We start from the raw sequence: 17,665 nt of genomic DNA, 5'->3' as shown, positions 1-17,665 counted from the left end.
GAAGAAAGCAGGATCGAAGCCATCATGAGCGTCTCGGCCCTGGTGGAAAATTTAATGCTTTTGGCTTATGAACGAGGGCTGGGGACGTGCTGGATGACCGGCCCCAGGTATGTGGCCGATGAGATTGATCGCTTTTTGGGGGTTACCGATAAGGAATTTGTGTGTGCGGTGGTACTGGGGTATCCCGATCAAACTCCTCCGGTGCCACCGAGAAAAACCGGGAAAATACAATTTATCGGCTTTTAATGGATGTTTAGGAAAAATCGTGTGGCTTGAGCTGCACGATTTTTTGTATTATCATTAATTTTCCGGGTAAATTATACAAAAAAGAAGGTGGGATCGTGGTAAGAGACTTAGTTTACCCCGAAGGAATTTATCTTGATGAAATTATTGCTTATTACAGTAAAACCTGGGAATATTTACGGCCGTACATGCAGGGACGGCCCTTTTTTGTCAAATTTTATCCCGAAGGGGTTGGCAGGGAAAGTTATTACGTGCGGGGAAAACTTGCCCATGCTCCTGCTGCTTTGGTTTATTATGAAAAAAGGATTAATGAAAAAACCAGTTTATTGGTCGAAGATTTTCCTACTTTGAAGTGGCTAATTGAGCAGGGTTGTATTGAAATGCACGGCCTTTTAGCAAAAGCCGGGCAGGAAAGATTTCCCGATTTGTTGCTTTTTGACCTTGATCCTTTTCCTCCTTCCGGATTTCAGGAGTGCGTGGAAGTTGCCCTATTAATTCGGGAAGTCCTTAATTCGTATGGGTTGGAGGGTTATCCGAAGACTTCTGGATTAATGGGCTTGCATATTTTAGTACCGGTGGTTCCGCGTTACAAAAACGAAACTCTGGTTAGCATTGCTCAATTTATCGGAAGCCTTGTGGAAAAAGCTCACCCGCAAAGGGTTTCCCTGCAGGATTACCGGGCTGAAAGGGAAGGAAAAGTCCACCTGGATTACAGCCACAATCGCTACGGTAAAACGATTATTTTGCCCTATAGTATTCGAGCTTTTGCCGGAGCGGGGGTTTCCACACCTCTTACCTGGGAAGAAATAAGCAGCGGTAAGATTAATCCCCTGGACTTTAACATTAAAACTATTCCTCATAGACTTAAAAAAGATGGAGAGGTCTGGGACTTATTTTCCAGGCAGTATTCTTTAGAAGATTTATTAAAACTTCTTTAAAAAGGTTATAGAAAAATTTAGAAAAATATTTTAAAGTAAAGTAAGGTAAGTTAAAAATATTTTTGGGGTTGATTTTTTGCAAAACAGTGATTATTATTTAACCTTAGCTTCTGTATATTATAACCAAAAACTTTTTCACTTGATTAAAGAAGGTATCCCGGTAGAAGAAATTGTAGTTAATCCGGAAAAAACATTAAAGGAGTTTGGCTTTTCGCCCACGGAAATTAATAGCCTTACCCGGAAAATTTCTGAATTTAATCCCGAACGGGTAAAGGAGCACTGCTCAAACCTGGGGATAAAGATTGTAACCTTTGGGGAGAAGCGGTATCCTGAGCGGTTACTACACCTGTACGACCCACCGGTGGTGTTATTTTGCTGGGGTAACCTGGAGCTTTTAAAAACACCCATGGTCGGGATTGTAGGAGCGAGGCGTGCATCATCCTACGGCTTAAAAGTTGCCAGAACTTTTGCCGAAGAAATAGCCGGGGCGGGGATCACGGTGATAAGTGGCCTGGCCCGGGGTATCGATGGTGAAGCACACCGGGGGGCGGTAAGTGCGGGAGCAACGGTGGCGGTTTTAGGTTCGGGGATTGATGTACCTTACCCCCGGGAAAATGAAAACCTTTACCGGGAAATAATACAAAAAGGATTAATCATCTCGGAGTTTTTACCGGGGACGATGCCCTTACCTTACCTTTTTCCCATCCGTAACCGCCTGATTGCCGCTCTGGCCGAAGGTATCGTTGTAGTGGAAGCCGCATTGAAGAGCGGAAGCTTGATAACCGCCAGGATTGCCCTTGAGTTAGGAAGAGAAGTATTTGCTGTTCCGGGGATGATAACTTCACCTTTAAGTGCTGGCAGTAATCTTTTATTAAAAGATGGGGCCAGAATTGCTTTAAAAGGAACGGAGGTCATTGAAGAGCTTGGCTTTGGCACGTTATTTAGTAATAGTTTTGCTGCCCAGAAGTCAAAGCAAGAAGCTTTCGGTCTTGCCGGAAAAATTTTAGAGGTTTTAGTAAATGAGGATTTAACCGTGGAAGAGATAGCTTATCGCTTAAATGCCCATGTTTCGGAGGTATTAAGAGAAATTTCCTTCCTGGAAATAAAAGGCTTTGTGAAAAAACAGTTTGGAGGTAAGTTTACCAGGGGTTGAGGTGATTTTGATTTGAAAAAATTGGTAATAGTTGAGTCTCCAGCAAAAGCTAAAACTATCGGAAAATTTTTGGGCAAAGAATATGTGGTAAAAGCTTCCATGGGACACATCCGGGACTTACCCACCTATCGGTTTGGAGTAAATATTGAAAAGGATTTTGCTCCTACCTACGAAATAATCCGGGGTAAAAAAGAGCTTATAAAAGAATTAAAAGAAGAAGCGGCCAAGGCGGAAAAGGTCTACATAGCTTCTGACCCGGACCGGGAAGGGGAAGCCATTGCCTGGCACGTAAAGGAAGTATTGGATTTAGAAGATAATGGAGACCTGAGAATAGAATTTAACGAAATTACCAAGGATGCGGTTTTACAGGCAATAGCCAATCCCCGGGGGATAGATTACAACCGGGTATACGCCCAGCAGGCCCGGAGGATCTTGGACCGGATTGTCGGTTATAAATTAAGTCCCCTGCTTTGGCGAAAAATCAAAAAAGGATTATCGGCCGGGCGGGTGCAGTCGGTAGCGGTTAGGCTTATTTGTGAGCGGGAAGAAGAAATTGAAAAATTTGTACCGGAGGAATACTGGAGTTTAACGGCTCATCTTGAAGCGGAAAAGAAACCATTTAAAGCAAAGCTTTCTAAATACCAGAATCGCAGAATAGAAATAAAAAATAAAGATGAAGTGGAGCGGATTATTGCTGAGGTTTCGCAAAGGGATTTTAAAGTTGTTAAAATCACGAAAAAGCTCACCAAAAAATCTGCTCCGGAGCCTTTTATTACCAGTACCTTGCAGCAGGAAGCGTCAAAACGGTTAAACTTTTCGGCCAAAAAAACCATGCAAATTGCCCAGGCTCTTTACGAGGGACTGGAAATCGGTGAATACGGAGTTACCGGTTTAGTAACATATATAAGAACTGACTCTACCCGGGTAGCGGAAGAAGCGAAAGCAAAAGCGGCAGCATATATTAAAAATACTTTTGGGGAAGAATATGTAGGAACTGAGAAAAAGACCAAAGCCCCGAAGGGGAAAATTCAGGATGCTCATGAAGCCATCCGGCCCACGGATATAGAAAAAGATCCGGAAAAGATTAAACAATATTTAACACCCGATCAGTATAAACTTTATAAATTAATCTGGGAACGGTTTGTGGCCAGTCAAATGAGCGATGCTCAGTATGACGTAACTACGGTAGATATTGAAGCGGGAGATTATTTATTTAGGGTAACGGGGTCAATCCTAAGATTTCCGGGGTTTACCAAAATCTATCAGGTTGAAGAAGAGGAAGGGGAAGGGGAGGAAAAGGAAAAGTTACCTGCTTTAATGGAAGGGCAAAGCTTAACCTTACTGAAGCTTGAGCCAAAGCAGCATTTTACCGAGCCTCCGCCGCGGTATACCGAAGCTACTTTAATTAAAGCTTTGGAAGAAAAGGGAATTGGGCGGCCGAGCACTTACGCGCCCATCTTGGAGACTATATTAAAGCGGGGCTACGTGGAAAAAGATAAAAAGCAGTTAAAACCTACCGAACTTGGCCGGATAGTTGTAGATTTACTAAAGGAACATTTTCCTGACATTATTGATGTGGAATTTACCGCTGAAATGGAAGAAAAACTTGACCAGATTGAAGAAGGAGAAAAAAATTGGATTGAGGTTTTAAGAAATTTTTACGAACCGTTTAATGAAACTCTGCGGCAATCTTACGAAAAAATTGAAAAAATTATCCTGCCGCTGGAGGAAACGGAGGAAAAATGCCCTAATTGTGGACGAAACTTAGTAGTCAGAACCAGTCGCTTTGGCAAGTTTTTGGCTTGCCCGGGTTATCCGGAGTGTAAATTTATTAAACCTTTTGTGCAAAAAACCGGTGCTACCTGTCCCCGGTGCGGTGGTGAAATCATAGTTAAAAAATCAAAGAAGGGACGAGTTTTCTACGGCTGTTCCAATTATCCGTCCTGTGACTTTGTTAGTTGGGACCTGCCCAGTAGCAAAAAATGTCCCAATTGTCAAAGTGTTATGGTAGAAAAACGACCGAAGAAAAAGCCACCGTACCTTCTCTGTACCAACCCTGATTGTAAGCATACAGAGCCGTTGGAGGAAGTACAATGAAAGAAGTTGATGTGGTTGGGGCCGGGCTTGCCGGTGCTGAAGCTGCCTGGCAGTTGGCTAAAAGGGGAATTAAAGTACGGTTATTTGAAATGCGCCCGAAAAAATTTACTCCGGCGCACCAAACTCCCCTTTTTGCCGAATTAGTGTGCAGTAATTCTTTAGGGGGTATAAATTTAGACAATGCAGCGGGCTTATTGAAAGAGGAGTTACGGTTTTTAGATAGCCTTGTTATAAAGGTGGCTGATAGAAACCGGGTTCCCGCAGGCAATGCTCTGGCCGTTGACCGAAATTTATTTGCGGAAGAAGTAACCTTAAGGCTTTCTCACCACCCATTAATAGAAGTTATACGGGAAGAGGTTGTGGATATTAATCCCGAAAGAGTTACGGTAATTGCTTCGGGCCCCTTAACCTCAAAAGCTTTAGCTGAGAATTTAAAAAAATACCTTGAAAGCGATTACCTTTACTTTTTTGATGCGGTTGCTCCTATTGTCGCCGGTGAAAGCCTGGATATGGAGAAATTGTTTTTTGCCGGGCGGTACCAGCAGGATAAGGACTACTTAAATGCTCCAATGAATGAAGAAGAGTATCAGAGGTTTTATGAAGCGTTGATTACTGCTGAACGGCATCCCTTAAAACCTTTTGAAAAAGACATTTATTATGAAGGCTGCCTGCCAATAGAAGTTATCGCTTCAAGGGGTAAAGATACTTTGAGGTTTGGCCCTCTAAAACCTAAAGGGATTATTGATCCAAGAACTGGAAAAGAACCGTATGCGGTAGTTCAATTGCGCCGGGAAAATTTAGCGGGGGATTATTACAATCTGGTGGGTTTTCAAACCAATCTTACCTGGAAGGAACAAAACCGGGTTTTTCGCCTGATACCCGGTTTGGAAAATGCCGAATTTATTCGATTTGGAGTGATGCATAAAAATACCTTTATCAACTCTCCCGCTTTATTAACTCCTTACTTAAACTTGAAAAAATATCCCCGATTGTTTTTTGCCGGTCAGATAACCGGCGGGGAAGGGTATGTGGCAGCGATAGCTACCGGGGCTTGGGCCGGAATTGCCGCTTCCGGGATGTTTGGGAAAATGCCCGAGCCGTTACCGGAAACCACCATGCTTGGCGGGCTCATCCGTTATTTAAACACCGCCCCGGTAGATAACTTTCAGCCGATGGGAGTAAATTTTGGCTTGGTAAAACCTCTGGACCGAAAAATAAAAAACAAAAAAGAAAGGTATAAGCTTTTAGCTGAAAGAAGTTTAAAAGATTTAAAAAGGTGGCTTGCGGTTAATGGCTGAGGAGCTTAAAGCTTTTTTAAATTATTTATTACTTGAAAGAAATTATTCCCCGAATACCATTGCCGCTTACGAAAGGGATATTTTGGATTTTCAAGAATTTTTACAGGGAAAAAGTTTTTTATCGGTAAATGAAGTGGATTTAAAGCAGTTTTTGGTAGACATTCTCAGGAAAAATCGTAGCCGGAGAACGGCAGCCCGAAAAATGGTTGCTCTCAGGTCCTTTTACCGTTTTTTGAAAAGATGCGGCTTTATCAAAGAAAATCCAGCGTTAAGCCTTGAAATTCCCAAGATTCCCAAAACATTGCCGGAAGTTTTAACCGTGGACGAAGTGTTTAAAGTGATTGAAGGCCAGGAAAACTCCACACCAACGGGAATGCGCAATAGAGCGCTTTTGGAGCTGTTTTACGGAGCAGGTTTAAGAATTGGGGAAATTGCGGGTTTAACGTTAAACGACCTTGATTTAACCCAGGGTTACGTTCGGGTTACCGGTAAGGGACGAAGACAGCGAATTGTTCCCCTGGGGAAATACGCCTTGGATAGTTTAAAGTTGTACCTGGAAGCAGGAAGACCGGCTTTTAAGCCCAAATCGGAAAAGTTGTTCCTAAATCAGCAGGGTGAGGGCTTAACAGTACGGGGAATTCGTTACCTGATTTCGCAGATTGTTAAAAAAGCGGGGCTCAGTCGAAAAATAACCCCCCACACCTTTCGCCACAGTTACGCAACTCATCTCTTAGAGGGGGGAGCGGATATCAGGGCCGTGCAGGAATTACTGGGTCATAAACGTTTGTCTACCACCGAAATTTATACCCATCTCAGTAAAGAGCGGTTAAGGGAGGTTTACCTTAGAACCCATCCGCGAAGCAGGGAGGAGAAAAATGATGTTTGAGGGAACCACGATTGTGGCGGTAAAGCGGGGCGGAGAAGTAGCCATTGGCGGTGACGGTCAGGTTACTTTCGGGCAACAAACGGTTATCAAACGGCGGGCAAATAAAATAAGAAAATTATACCGGGGTAAAGTTCTGGCCGGATTTGCTGGTGCAGTTGCCGATGCTTTTACTTTATTTGATTTATTTGAAAAAAAGCTTGAGGAAAGTCAGGGTAATCTTACCCGGGCGGCGGTGGAACTGGTAAAAACCTGGCGCACCGATAAATTTTTACGCCGCCTGGAAGCCATGCTTCTGGTGGCCGACAGGGAAAGGATACTGTTAATATCCGGTACCGGAGAGGTAATCGAGCCGGATGATGGAGTTTTAGCTATAGGTTCGGGAGGGAATTATGCTTTAGCGGCGGCCCGGGCTTTGATAAATCACACCAATTTATCAGCCCGGGAAATAGTGATGGAAAGTTTAAAAATTGCTCAGGAAATCTGTGTTTATACCAATGATTTTATTACGGTGGAGACCATTGGAGGTGAATAATTTGGAAAATTTAACTCCCCGGCAAATAGTTGAGTATTTGGATAAATATATAATAGGGCAAGAAGCGGCCAAAAAAGCGGTGGCGGTAGCCTTAAGAAACAGGTATCGAAGAAAGCTTTTGCCTCCCCACTTAAAGGATGAAATAATACCCAAAAATATTTTAATGATCGGGCCCACCGGTGTGGGTAAAACCGAAATAGCCCGGAGACTGGCGAAATTAATTAAAGCTCCTTTCGTAAAGGTGGAGGCCACAAAATTTACCGAAGTTGGCTATGTTGGCCGTGACGTAGAAGGGATGATTCGGGATTTGGTGGAGACTTCCCTCAGGATGGTGCGGGAAGAAAAGATTAAAATGGTGGAGGATAAAGCTTATAATTTAGCGGTAGAAAGGCTTTCCGAAATTATGATTCCCAATCCCAAGAAGGAAAATATCAAAAACCCTTTTGAAATGTTTTTTGGCGGGATCCGGGAGGATGCAACCAAAACGGACCCTGCTTATGATGAATTAAATTATCGCCGACGGGAACTTCAGGATAAAATAAAAAAGGGTTTTTTGGATAATGAAATGGTAGAAATTGAGGTTGAAGAGCAAAAAACTCCCATGGTGGAAGTTTTTGGCGTCGGTGGCATTGAAGAAATGGGGCTAAACTTTCAGGATATTTTGGGTGGCCTGATTCCTCCTCGACGGAAAAAACGGCGGGTTACTGTAAAAGAAGCGCTGAAAATTTTAACGCAACAGGAAGCCCAGAAATTAATTGATATGGATGAGGTGCAACGGGAAGCCATCAAAAGAGCGGAGGAAGACGGCATCGTCTTTTTGGATGAAATCGACAAGATCGCTTCCACCGGCAATACCCATGGGCCCGATGTTTCCCGGGGAGGAGTGCAGCGGGATATCCTGCCCATTGTGGAAGGATCAACGGTTTTAACCAAATACGGACCGGTGAAAACCGATCATATTTTATTTATTGCGGCCGGTGCCTTTCATATGAGTAAACCTTCGGATTTAATACCGGAATTGCAGGGGCGTTTTCCCATTCGGGTGGAATTAAAGAGTTTAACCGTGGAGGATTTTAAAAAAATCCTTACCGTTCCGGAAAATGCCCTTACCAAGCAGTATGTTGAGCTGCTGGCGACCGAAGGGGTTAATTTGAAATTTACTGAAGATTCCCTTGAAGAAATTGCAAAAATGGCTTATACTGTTAACGAACGGAATGAAAATATTGGTGCAAGGCGACTTATCACGATTTTAGAAAAAGTTCTGGAAGATTTATCGTTTAACGCTCCGGAGATGTGGGGGCAAACGGTGGTAATTGACCGTAAGTTTGTCCAGGATAAGTTAAGTGAAATAGTTCACGATTCCGATTTATCAAGGTATATCTTATAATTGCAAATATTTTAACTTTAGTAAGGAGGAAACATGATGAGAACACTTTTGGAAAAAACTCGAAGCATCAATCGTATATTGCAGAAGGCAGCGGGAAATCCGGTAGATTTTGAGGAAATTGCCCAGGTTCTTTCCGAAAATATCAACTGCAATGTTTATATCGTGAGCCGGAAAGGGAAAATTTTAGGACATGCCTTTTTTAAAAATTTCACCTGCGATATTATGCGGCAGGTAGTGGAAGAAACCGAACGGTTCCCCGAAGATTACAATGAAAATTTTCTTTTGAAAATTACCGAAACCCATGCTAACTTCTGCCAGAAAGCTAATGCTTGTGTTTTCTTTCAGGATGTGCAATGCATTTCCCAGAACAAGGTAATGACCGTTGTACCCATTGTTGGCGGTGGGGTACGTTTAGGTACTTTAGTATTAGCCAAGTTTGACGAATCGTTTACCGATGGCGATTTGGTTCTGGCCGAATACGGAGCTACGGTTATCGGTATGGAAATTCTGCGGGCCCAGGCGGAGAAAGTGGAAGAAGAAGCCCGGAAGAAAGCTGCGGTCCAAATTGCCCTGGCGACCCTTTCTTACTCCGAATTGGATGCCATTAAGCATATTTTTGAAGAGTTAGAAGGGGACGAAGGCCTGCTGGTTGCCAGCAAAATTGCCGATAGAGTGGGAATAACCCGTTCGGTAATTGTCAATGCATTACGCAAATTTGAAAGTGCCGGGGTCATTGAATCAAAATCCTTAGGGATGAAAGGTACTTACATTAAGGTGTTAAACGACCATCTTTTTGAAGAATTAGAAAAACTAAATAATTAAAAAATTTTCTCCTTGCAGGGAAAAATAAATTGTGATACAATCTTTACCGGTGTCGAAAACGCACTCCCGGCGACCGGCTAAAGGGTGCCAGCAATGGTCTTTAGCCTGGATGAACCGGGCGGAGGAAAAAACCAAAAGGAGGATTCTTAAATGGCTGTAATTTCCATGAAGCAACTTTTAGAAGCGGGGGTTCATTTTGGTCACCAAACCCGGCGCTGGAACCCCAAAATGGCGGAGTATATCTTTACCGACCGGAACGGGATTTACATCATTGACCTGCAGAAAACCGCCAAAAAATTAGAGGAAGCTTATAGTTTTGTTAGAGAATTGTCGGCACAGGGTGGTACGATTTTATTTGTTGGAACGAAAAAGCAAGCTCAGGATGCTATTAAGGAAGAAGCCGAACGTTGCGGAATGTTTTACGTAAATCAGCGGTGGCTGGGAGGTACCCTTACCAACTTTAAAACCATCAGAAAACGGGTAGAAAGGCTTATTGAAATTGAAAAAATGGAGCAAGAAGGTGCGCTGTCGGTACTTCCGAAAAAAGAGGTAGCAAAAATTTTAAAGGAAAAGGAAAAATTAAGCCGCTTTTTGTCCGGTATTAAGGAGATGAAAAAGTTACCCGATGCGCTGTTTGTGGTTGATCCTCGGAAGGAAAAAATTGCCGTGGCGGAAGCCCGGAAACTGGATATTCCTGTAGTTGCTATCGTGGATACAAACTGCGATCCCGATGAGGTGGATTACGTAATTCCCGGTAACGACGATGCTATCCGGGCGGTAAAGTTAATTACTTCCAAAATTGCTGATGCGGTAATTGAAGGCCGTCAAGGCGAGCAATATGCGGAATAAAAGGTAGGGATTAAACCCTACCTTTTTTATGAACAAAAAATGGTTGTAAGATTTTGCCCTATCGGGCATAATTTTTATGGGTACTATTAAAAATTAAAGGAGGTACATAAATGATAACTTCACAAATGGTTAAAGAGCTCCGGGAAAGAACCGGTGCTGGCATGATGGACTGCAAGAGAGCATTAGAGGAAGCTAACGGTGATATGGAAAAAGCAATTGAAATTTTACGGCAAAAAGGATTGGCCGCTGCGGCGAAAAAAGCTGGCCGGATTGCTACCGAAGGAGTTGTTGAAGCTTATATCCACGGTGGCGGTCGGATTGGCGTACTGGTTGAAATCAACTGCGAAACCGATTTTGTGGCGAAAACCGATGAGTTTAAATCTTTTGCCCGGGATATTGCTATGCAAATTGCTGCAGCTAAACCCGAGTATGTAAGACGGGAAGATGTACCGCAGGAAGTCATTGAAAAAGAACGGGAGATTTTAAGGGCACAGGCCTTAAACGAAGGTAAACCGGCGAACGTAGTAGAAAAAATGGTGGAAGGTCGTCTTGAAAAGTTCTTTAAAGAAGTCTGTCTTTTAGAGCAGCCATTCATTAAAAATCCCGATATTACCGTCAAAGAACTTCTGACCGAGAAAATTGCGAAGATTGGTGAAAATATCAACATTCGCCGTTTTGTTCGCTTTGAATTGGGCGAAGGTTTAGCCAAAAAAGAGGAGGATTTTGCTGCCGAAGTAGCTGCAGCAATGAAAGTTAATAAATAATTATTTTCACAAGGGTGAACTTTTACAGGATTTTTTCCGGATTTGTAGAATTATCATTGTCAGGAACTGGAGGTAAAAACGTGCCTTCACCTAAATATAAAAGGGTAGTTTTAAAGTTAAGCGGTGAAGCGTTGGCCGGTGAAAAAGGTTACGGAATTGATCCGGAGGTTGTAAACTCGATAGCCGGCCAAATTGCGGAGATTATCAAAGAGTTTGGAATCCAGGTTGCTGTGGTTGTTGGTGGTGGGAATATCTGGCGGGGTCTTTCCGGAAGTGCCAAAGGTATGGATAGGGCTACCGCCGATTATATGGGAATGTTAGCTACGGTCATAAATTCTCTGGCCCTGCAGGATGCTCTGGAAAAGCTTGGAATTGATACCCGGGTGCAAACGGCGATTGAAATGCGGCAGATTGCCGAGCCTTATATTCGGCGACGGGCCATACGCCACCTGGAAAAGGGCCGGGTAGTTATTTTTGCGGCGGGTACCGGTAACCCTTATTTTTCCACCGATACCACCGCAGCTTTACGCGCGGCCGAAATTGAGGCAGAAGTCATTTTAATGGCGAAAAGAGTCGATGGCGTGTATGATTCTGACCCCTTGAAAAATCCCAATGCTCAAAAATTTGATGAATTGGAGTATATTGAAGTTCTAAATCGCGGCTTGGGAGTAATGGATTCCACCGCTACCTCCCTTTGTATGGATAATAATATTCCGCTCATCGTTTTTAATCTCGAAGTCCCGGGGAATATCAAGCGGGTGATTTTAGGGGAGAATATTGGCACCATTGTTGGGGGTGAGCGCAAGTGATTCAGGATATTTTAAAGGAAGCCCAGGACCACATGCAAAAGGCTATTGAAGTTTTGAAAAAAGAGTTTGCTACCATGCGGGTTGGCAGGGCTACTCCGGCTTTGTTAGAAAAAGTAGTTGTGGAGTACTATGGGACCCAGATGCCGGTAAATCAATTGGCTACCATTTCCGCTCCCGAACCCCGCTTACTGGTAATACAACCCTGGGATAAAGGAGCTTTGGGGGCGATCGAAAAAGCTATTCTTAAATCGGATCTCGGTATAACCCCAACCAATGATGGAAGTGTAATCCGGCTTGCTATTCCTCCCCTTACGCAGGAACGCCGGCAGGAACTGGTGAAGGTGGCCAGGAAGAAAGCTGAAGAAGCGCGGGTGGCAATTCGCAATATTCGGCGGGATGCCAACGACAGGATTAAGGACTTAGAAAAGGATAAAGTTATTTCCGAAGATGAAGGAAAACGCGGTCAGGATGAAGTCCAGAAGCTAACCGATAAGTTTATTAAGACGGTAGATGAGCTCTTAAAAGCTAAAGAAGATGAGATATTGAGCATTTAGTTATGGAACGGGAACTGTTAGGTATTGATTGCGAAGCCGGGCTAAGAAAAATTTTAAAGGAAAATTTAAAATGGGAGATCGTTATTACCTCTCCGCCCGGTAAGTATTTTCCAAAGGGTGACCCTCGAATTTTACAAATAAAAAGGGGAGAAACCGAGGGAAGAATCGTAATCGGTTTTACCGATTACGAGAAAGGAGGTGCAATCGATGGCTTATAGAATTACCGAGGAGTGCCTGGCTTGTGGGACCTGCATGGATAGCTGCCCCCATAATGCCATCGTGGAAGGTGATATTTACAAAATCACCGATGCTTGCCAGAACTGCGGGACTTGCGCTGAAGCTTGCCCGGTAGGTGCCATTGTGGAAGAGTAATTTAAACATAAGACCCCCTCTTAAAAAGAGGGGGTTTAGTCATTTTGGGGAAGTAATTGGAAATTGTCTTTTATGAAATAAGTTTATACGATATAATATAAAAGTACAAAGAGATAATGGACATGGGGTTTTAAGCTTTTCGTGGAGGCGAACGATGGATTTCAGCATATTTCGCAAGAAAAACAATCAAATAGATATAAGCGATCTCGATTTTAGGAAAATGCCCCGGCACATTGCTATTATTATGGATGGTAACGGACGGTGGGCTAAAAAACGAGGAATGCCGCGCTACTTTGGCCACCGGGCCGGTGTAGAGACGGTCCGGCGGGTGGTAAAGTTCTGCGCAAAATTAAACGTACCCTACCTCACCCTCTATGCGTTTTCCACGGAAAACTGGCGGCGTCCACAAGAAGAAGTTAATGTTCTGATGAACCTTTTGGTGGAGTATATTGAAAAAGAAACCGATGAACTAAACCGGGAAGGGGTTAGGCTCACGGTAATTGGAGAAATTTCCGAACTTCCGGAAAAGGCCCGGATAGCCTTGGCTCAAGGTATAGAGAAAACCTGCCACAACAACCGCTTAAACCTGATTTTGGCCTTAAATTACGGGGGCCGAAGAGAAATTGTGGAAGCGGCCAGGAAAATTGCTTACGAGATAAAAAATGGAAAATTATCGCCTGAGCAGATAGATGAAAAAGTTTTTGCCAACTATCTCTACACCAAAGAATTTCCCGATCCTGATCTATTAATTCGGCCGTCGGGGGAAATTCGCATCAGTAATTTTCTTCTCTGGCAAATTGCCTACAGTGAAATCTGGCTTACCGATGTTTTATGGCCGGATTTTTCCGAAGAACATCTGCTACAGGCAATTAAAGACTACCAAAAACGCGAACGGCGCTTTGGAGGCGTAAATTACCCGTAAGGAGAAAGTTATGGATGTTAAGTTATCGGATTATTACTGCCCTTGTTGCACTGCCCGGATTTTTAATAGTTGGCTATTTAGGCGGGGTTTACCTTAAGATTTTAACTGCTTTAATGGCGTTAATAGGTTTTTACGAACTTTACCGGATGTTTTTAACGAAAGAGCTTAAGCTTTATGTCCCCCTTGCCTATTTTTTACTTTTACTTGGCTTTTTTGATTTGGTTTCCAGAGAAATTCTTCCCTATTTCTTTTTCATCGCTACGGGCATTTATTACCTGGTCAAACACCAAAAGCACAGCGTCTTGGAATTTTTTTATACCTATACCAGTTTAATGTATGTTTTTTTATTCATTTTTATTTATGAAATTAGAAGCACCCCTCCGGGTTTTCGACTGTTTTTGTTTTACTTCTTGCTAATCTGGGCCAACGATACTTTTGCCTACTTTGTAGGTAAAAAATTTGGCAGGCGGAAAATTGCACCGGCTTTAAGCCCGAAAAAAAGTGTAGAGGGGGCTTTGGGAGGTTTACTGGGAGCTTTATTCATCGCGTTTCTTTACGGTAGGTTTGTTTTAGGTAGCTTAACTTTGCTACCACTTGCCTTTGTTACTGCTTTGATAGCTCAGGCGGGGGATTTTTTGGAATCGGCTATCAAGCGTTTTGCTGGAGTAAAAGATTCAGGAGAGATTTTACCCGGGCATGGCGGGATACTGGATAGATTTGATGGGGTACTGCTTTCTGCTCCGGTTTTTTACTATCTTTACTTATTATTTAATTAGAGGTGGATTATGGAAAATTGGAAAAGGTACGGCATTTATTTATTGGGGCTTCTGGCCGGGATTTTAGGCCTGTGGCTTATCTATAAAATAGCGGTGCTCTACTTGTTGCCGTTTATTATTGGCATACTTATTGCCATAATTTTGGAGCCAATGGTAAGTTATTTTGAGAAAAGATTTAATCTTACGCGGGCTATTGGTACGGGCATTTCTCTGGCAATATTATTAATACTTTTTTTAACTGTTATCTCTTCTTTTTTGGTAAAACTTGTTACCGAATTGTACCGGTTAGCCAATTACGTACCGGATATGCTAACCAATATCAAGGACCAGATTACCTTTATGATAGCCGGGGGAAACCGTTTTTTAGGAAAGCTTCCTTCCACCCTTGCTGATTCCATTAAACAGAATGCCGAAAAGTTATTAAATCAAGTGGTGGAAGTAGGAAAGAACTTTTTTACCAGCATTTTTGTTGGCCTGGCTCAAGTACCTGAATTTATTATTATTTTGCTGATTGCCTTAATAGCTGCTTATTTTTTCAGCAAAGATTTACCCCAGTACCAGCGGTTAGTTTTTAATGTGCTGCCGGAAAACTACCGGCAAAAAAGTGAGTATGTTTTAAAGGAAGCGATTGCTGCTGCTTTTAGATTTTTAAAAGCCCAGGCGATTTTAGTAGGATTATCAACGATTCTTACCATTTTTGGCCTTTATTTAATTGGCGCAGCTTACCCCCTTACCCTGGGTTTAATAATTGGATTCTTGGATCTGGTTCCGATTGTGGGCCCAAGCCTGATAATTTTTCCCTGGGCGGGAATACTGCTGATTCAGGGAAAATATTTGATGGCGGTCGAAATTCTCATTCTTTATATGGCCATTTCGGCTTTCCGGAAAGTGGTTGAAGCTAAAGTAGTGGCCGAAAACCTGGGGTTAGACCCTTTAGCAACGTTAATATCTATGTATGTGGGTTTAAAGCTTTTAGGGGTTCTGGGTATTGCAGCGGGTCCGATTATTCTTTTAATAATTAAAGCCTTAATTGATGCGGAAATAATTAACTTTCACAAAAAATAGAGTGCTGGAGGAAATATGAAAAGGATCGTTATTTTGGGAAGTACCGGCTCCATTGGCCGGCAGTCTTTAGAAGTTATCGAGTTTTTTCCCGATAAATTTTCCGTGGTAGCCTTGGCTGCGGCAAAAAACGGTAAACTTTTGTTAGAGCAGTGCCTGCGCTTTAAGGTTAAGCATGCTTTTTTAGCCGATGAAGAAAGTTATAAAACTTATTACCGGGAGTTTAAAAACCACGGAATACTTCTTACTACCGGTAGCAAAGAACTACTGAATTTGGCTTTACTACCCGGCGTTGATGGCATCATTACGGCGATTCCCGGTACCATCTGTTTGCTTCCTACCATTGAGGCTTTAAAAGCAGGAAAAATAATTTATTTAGCCAATAAAGAAACAATGGTTGCTGCTGGAGAAATCATCACCCCCTTGATGAAGTTAGGGGAAAACCTTTTGCCGGTGGATAGTGAACATTCGGCCATTTTTCAGGCTCTTCAGGGAGAAAAATTGGCGTGGGTGAAGAAACTCCTCATCACCGCTTCCGGGGGACCTTTTAGGGAATACACCTTGGAACAATTAAAAAATGTCACCGTGGCGGAGGCCCTCAAGCATCCCCGCTGGAAAATGGGCAATAAGATTACCATTGATTCGGCTACTTTGATGAATAAGGGTTTGGAAATAATCGAAGCGCACTTTTTGTTCCAAATTCCCTATGAAAAAATTGAACCGGTAATTCACCCGCAGTCGGTAATCCATTCGCTGGTGGAGTTTTATGATGGCTCAGTTTTAGCTCAGCTGGGACTTCCGGACATGCGGTATCCCATTCAATATGCCCTGACTTATCCCGAAAGATTTCCCAACAACCTGCCGGGCTTGAACTTAACGGAAATTGGCGTTCTTTCTTTTGAAAAACCGGACTATGAACGTTTTCCGGCTCTCAAACTTGCTATCCAGGCCGGCAAAGCCGGAAATATTTATCCGGCGGTTTTAAATGCTGCCAATGAAATTGCCGTTGAAGCATTTTTGGCCGGAAAAATTAAGTTTCTGGAAATTGCCCAAATTGTAGAAAAAGTATTAAACTGTTTTTCACCGGTAAAAATGGATTTGGAGACGATTTTAGAGGTGGATTTTCGGGCAAGGGAACTGGCAAGAAAATTTATAGGTGGTGAACACCAGTGATAACGGCTGTTGCCTCAATTGTTATCTTTTTTCTTTTAATTTGGATTCACGAACTTGGTCACTTTTTAGCGGCCAAGAAAGTGGGTATTGTCGTTAAAGAGTTTAGCATCGGTTTTGGTCCGCTTTTAGCCAAAACCCGGAAAAAGGAAACGCAGTACAGTTTAAGATTAATTCCTCTGGGCGGTTTTGTGAAAATGAAAGGGATGGATTTAGAAGAAGGGGAAGAAGAGGAGGACGACCGGGGCAGTTTTACAAAAGCAACCGTCTGGCAGCGGGCTTTGGTGTTATTTGCTGGTTCGGGAATGAACCTTCTGTTAGCGGTGGTTCTCTTGGCGCTGGTTTTTAGCGCCTTTGGAATCCCTAAAGCGGTCCCGGTGATCGATAAGGTCCAGCCCAATATGCCGGCGGCAGCAGCTGGATTTAAGCCCGGCGATAAAATAATAGCGGTAAACGAAACAAAGATTACTTCGTGGGAACAGCTGGTGGAAATAATAAGTAAAAGCCCCGGTAAACCGTTAACCTTTAAAATTATACGGGAAAACCTGGGAAAAACCATAGTAGTTACCCCCCGCCCCGATGACCAGGGGTTAGGGAAGATTGGTATTGTTCCCCGGCAGGAAATTGAACGAAAACCAATATGGGAAGGTTTGTACCTGGGGTTTGTTTACACCTTTAAAATAATTGCTTTAATTGTAGTGTTTCTTGGGAAAATGCTTGTACACCAGGCTCCAATGGAGCTTGGGGGGCCGGTAAGGGTGGTTTCGGAGATTGGCCGGGCTGCCCAGTTTGGTCTGAGTTCCCTGGTTCAGCTGGCCGCTTTTTTGAGCATCAACCTTGGCATTTTTAACTTGCTTCCCATACCGGCTTTGGATGGTAGCCGGATTATGTTTGTTTTAGCTGAAGCTCTGCGGGGAAAACCAATCGATCCGGAGAAGGAAAACTTTATTCATTTAATCGGATTTGGGCTTTTGCTTTTACTGATGCTAATTATAACTTATAAAGACATTATTTCGCTAATAGGTGGTTAA

Annotated in this window: 20 protein-coding genes; all 20 read left to right on the top strand. The window is 43.0% G+C overall.

What is annotated here, in order from left to right:
• Positions 1–246 (top strand): nitroreductase family protein (locus tag CARFE_RS0110425; protein WP_028052719.1); only part of this gene is annotated, 246 nt, incomplete at its 5' end.
• A gap of 95 nt (positions 247–341) precedes the next feature.
• A complete protein-coding gene (ligD, locus tag CARFE_RS0110420; RefSeq protein WP_051250280.1) occupies positions 342–1,181 on the top strand; it encodes a non-homologous end-joining DNA ligase LigD in 840 nt (279 codons plus the stop codon).
• 76 nt (positions 1,182–1,257) lie between these two features.
• On the top strand, positions 1,258–2,334 hold the full coding sequence (gene dprA / locus CARFE_RS14970) for a DNA-processing protein DprA (protein WP_051250279.1): 1,077 nt from the start codon (positions 1,258–1,260) through the stop codon (positions 2,332–2,334).
• A gap of 12 nt (positions 2,335–2,346) precedes the next feature.
• Positions 2,347–4,431 (top strand): type I DNA topoisomerase, encoded by a 2,085-nt coding sequence (topA, locus tag CARFE_RS0110410; protein ID WP_028052717.1) that lies wholly within the window; start codon positions 2,347–2,349, stop codon positions 4,429–4,431.
• Positions 4,428–5,729, top strand: coding sequence for a methylenetetrahydrofolate--tRNA-(uracil(54)-C(5))-methyltransferase (FADH(2)-oxidizing) TrmFO (gene trmFO, locus CARFE_RS0110405; RefSeq protein WP_028052716.1), 1,302 nt, complete (start codon positions 4,428–4,430; stop codon positions 5,727–5,729). Before topA ends, trmFO begins: the two co-directional genes overlap by 4 nt.
• Positions 5,722–6,615 (top strand): site-specific tyrosine recombinase XerD, encoded by an 894-nt coding sequence (gene xerD, locus CARFE_RS0110400; protein ID WP_034542037.1) that lies wholly within the window; start codon positions 5,722–5,724, stop codon positions 6,613–6,615. Before trmFO ends, xerD begins: the two co-directional genes overlap by 8 nt.
• Positions 6,608–7,147, top strand: a complete 540-nt coding sequence (gene hslV / locus CARFE_RS0110395) for an ATP-dependent protease subunit HslV (RefSeq protein WP_011344685.1) — start codon at positions 6,608–6,610, stop codon at positions 7,145–7,147. Before xerD ends, hslV begins: the two co-directional genes overlap by 8 nt.
• A gap of 1 nt (position 7,148) precedes the next feature.
• Entirely contained in the window at positions 7,149–8,534 is a 1,386-nt protein-coding gene (hslU, locus tag CARFE_RS0110390; protein ID WP_028052714.1) for an ATP-dependent protease ATPase subunit HslU, read from the top strand.
• A 36-nt stretch (positions 8,535–8,570) separates the two neighbouring features.
• Positions 8,571–9,356 carry a GTP-sensing pleiotropic transcriptional regulator CodY gene (gene codY / locus CARFE_RS0110385; RefSeq protein WP_011344683.1) on the top strand — a complete coding sequence of 262 codons (786 nt, stop codon included), beginning with the start codon at positions 8,571–8,573 and terminating at the stop codon, positions 9,354–9,356.
• A gap of 150 nt (positions 9,357–9,506) precedes the next feature.
• Complete coding sequence (gene rpsB / locus CARFE_RS0110375) at positions 9,507–10,205, top strand: 30S ribosomal protein S2 (RefSeq protein WP_011344681.1); 699 nt, start codon at positions 9,507–9,509, stop codon at positions 10,203–10,205.
• A 110-nt stretch (positions 10,206–10,315) separates the two neighbouring features.
• Positions 10,316–10,969, top strand: a complete 654-nt coding sequence (gene tsf / locus CARFE_RS0110370; RefSeq protein ID WP_028052712.1) for a translation elongation factor Ts — start codon at positions 10,316–10,318, stop codon at positions 10,967–10,969.
• 80 nt (positions 10,970–11,049) lie between these two features.
• Positions 11,050–11,778, top strand: a complete 729-nt coding sequence (gene pyrH / locus CARFE_RS0110365; RefSeq protein ID WP_011344679.1) for a UMP kinase — start codon at positions 11,050–11,052, stop codon at positions 11,776–11,778.
• The gene (gene frr, locus CARFE_RS0110360) at positions 11,778–12,332 is read left to right on the top strand and encodes a ribosome recycling factor (protein ID WP_210432955.1); all 555 of its coding nucleotides are present in this window, start codon (positions 11,778–11,780) and stop codon (positions 12,330–12,332) included. Before pyrH ends, frr begins: the two co-directional genes overlap by 1 nt.
• Positions 12,333–12,334: 2 nt before the next feature.
• Positions 12,335–12,550 carry a hypothetical protein gene (locus CARFE_RS0110355; RefSeq protein ID WP_011344677.1) on the top strand — a complete coding sequence of 72 codons (216 nt, stop codon included), beginning with the start codon at positions 12,335–12,337 and terminating at the stop codon, positions 12,548–12,550.
• Positions 12,540–12,704: a DUF362 domain-containing protein gene (locus CARFE_RS0110350; RefSeq protein WP_011344676.1), complete on the top strand. Its 165-nt coding sequence runs from the start codon at positions 12,540–12,542 to the stop codon at positions 12,702–12,704. The genes CARFE_RS0110355 and CARFE_RS0110350 overlap by 11 nt, the downstream gene beginning before the upstream one ends.
• A gap of 154 nt (positions 12,705–12,858) precedes the next feature.
• On the top strand, positions 12,859–13,626 hold the full coding sequence (locus CARFE_RS0110345) for an isoprenyl transferase (protein WP_028052711.1): 768 nt from the start codon (positions 12,859–12,861) through the stop codon (positions 13,624–13,626).
• A 14-nt stretch (positions 13,627–13,640) separates the two neighbouring features.
• Positions 13,641–14,402, top strand: a complete 762-nt coding sequence (locus tag CARFE_RS0110340) for a phosphatidate cytidylyltransferase (protein WP_028052710.1) — start codon at positions 13,641–13,643, stop codon at positions 14,400–14,402.
• 9 nt (positions 14,403–14,411) lie between these two features.
• A complete protein-coding gene (gene ytvI / locus CARFE_RS0110335; RefSeq protein WP_028052709.1) occupies positions 14,412–15,467 on the top strand; it encodes a sporulation integral membrane protein YtvI in 1,056 nt (351 codons plus the stop codon).
• A 15-nt stretch (positions 15,468–15,482) separates the two neighbouring features.
• Positions 15,483–16,637, top strand: coding sequence for a 1-deoxy-D-xylulose-5-phosphate reductoisomerase (locus tag CARFE_RS0110330; protein ID WP_028052708.1), 1,155 nt, complete (start codon positions 15,483–15,485; stop codon positions 16,635–16,637).
• On the top strand, positions 16,634–17,665 hold the full coding sequence (gene rseP, locus CARFE_RS0110325; RefSeq protein WP_028052707.1) for an RIP metalloprotease RseP: 1,032 nt from the start codon (positions 16,634–16,636) through the stop codon (positions 17,663–17,665). Before CARFE_RS0110330 ends, rseP begins: the two co-directional genes overlap by 4 nt.

This window comes from Carboxydothermus ferrireducens DSM 11255, assembly GCF_000427565.1.
Classification (GTDB): Bacteria; Bacillota; Z-2901; order Carboxydothermales; family Carboxydothermaceae; genus Carboxydothermus; species Carboxydothermus hydrogenoformans.
The sequence above is the reverse complement of the archived record's forward strand: the minus strand, read 5'-3'. Positions and strand labels throughout refer to the sequence as shown.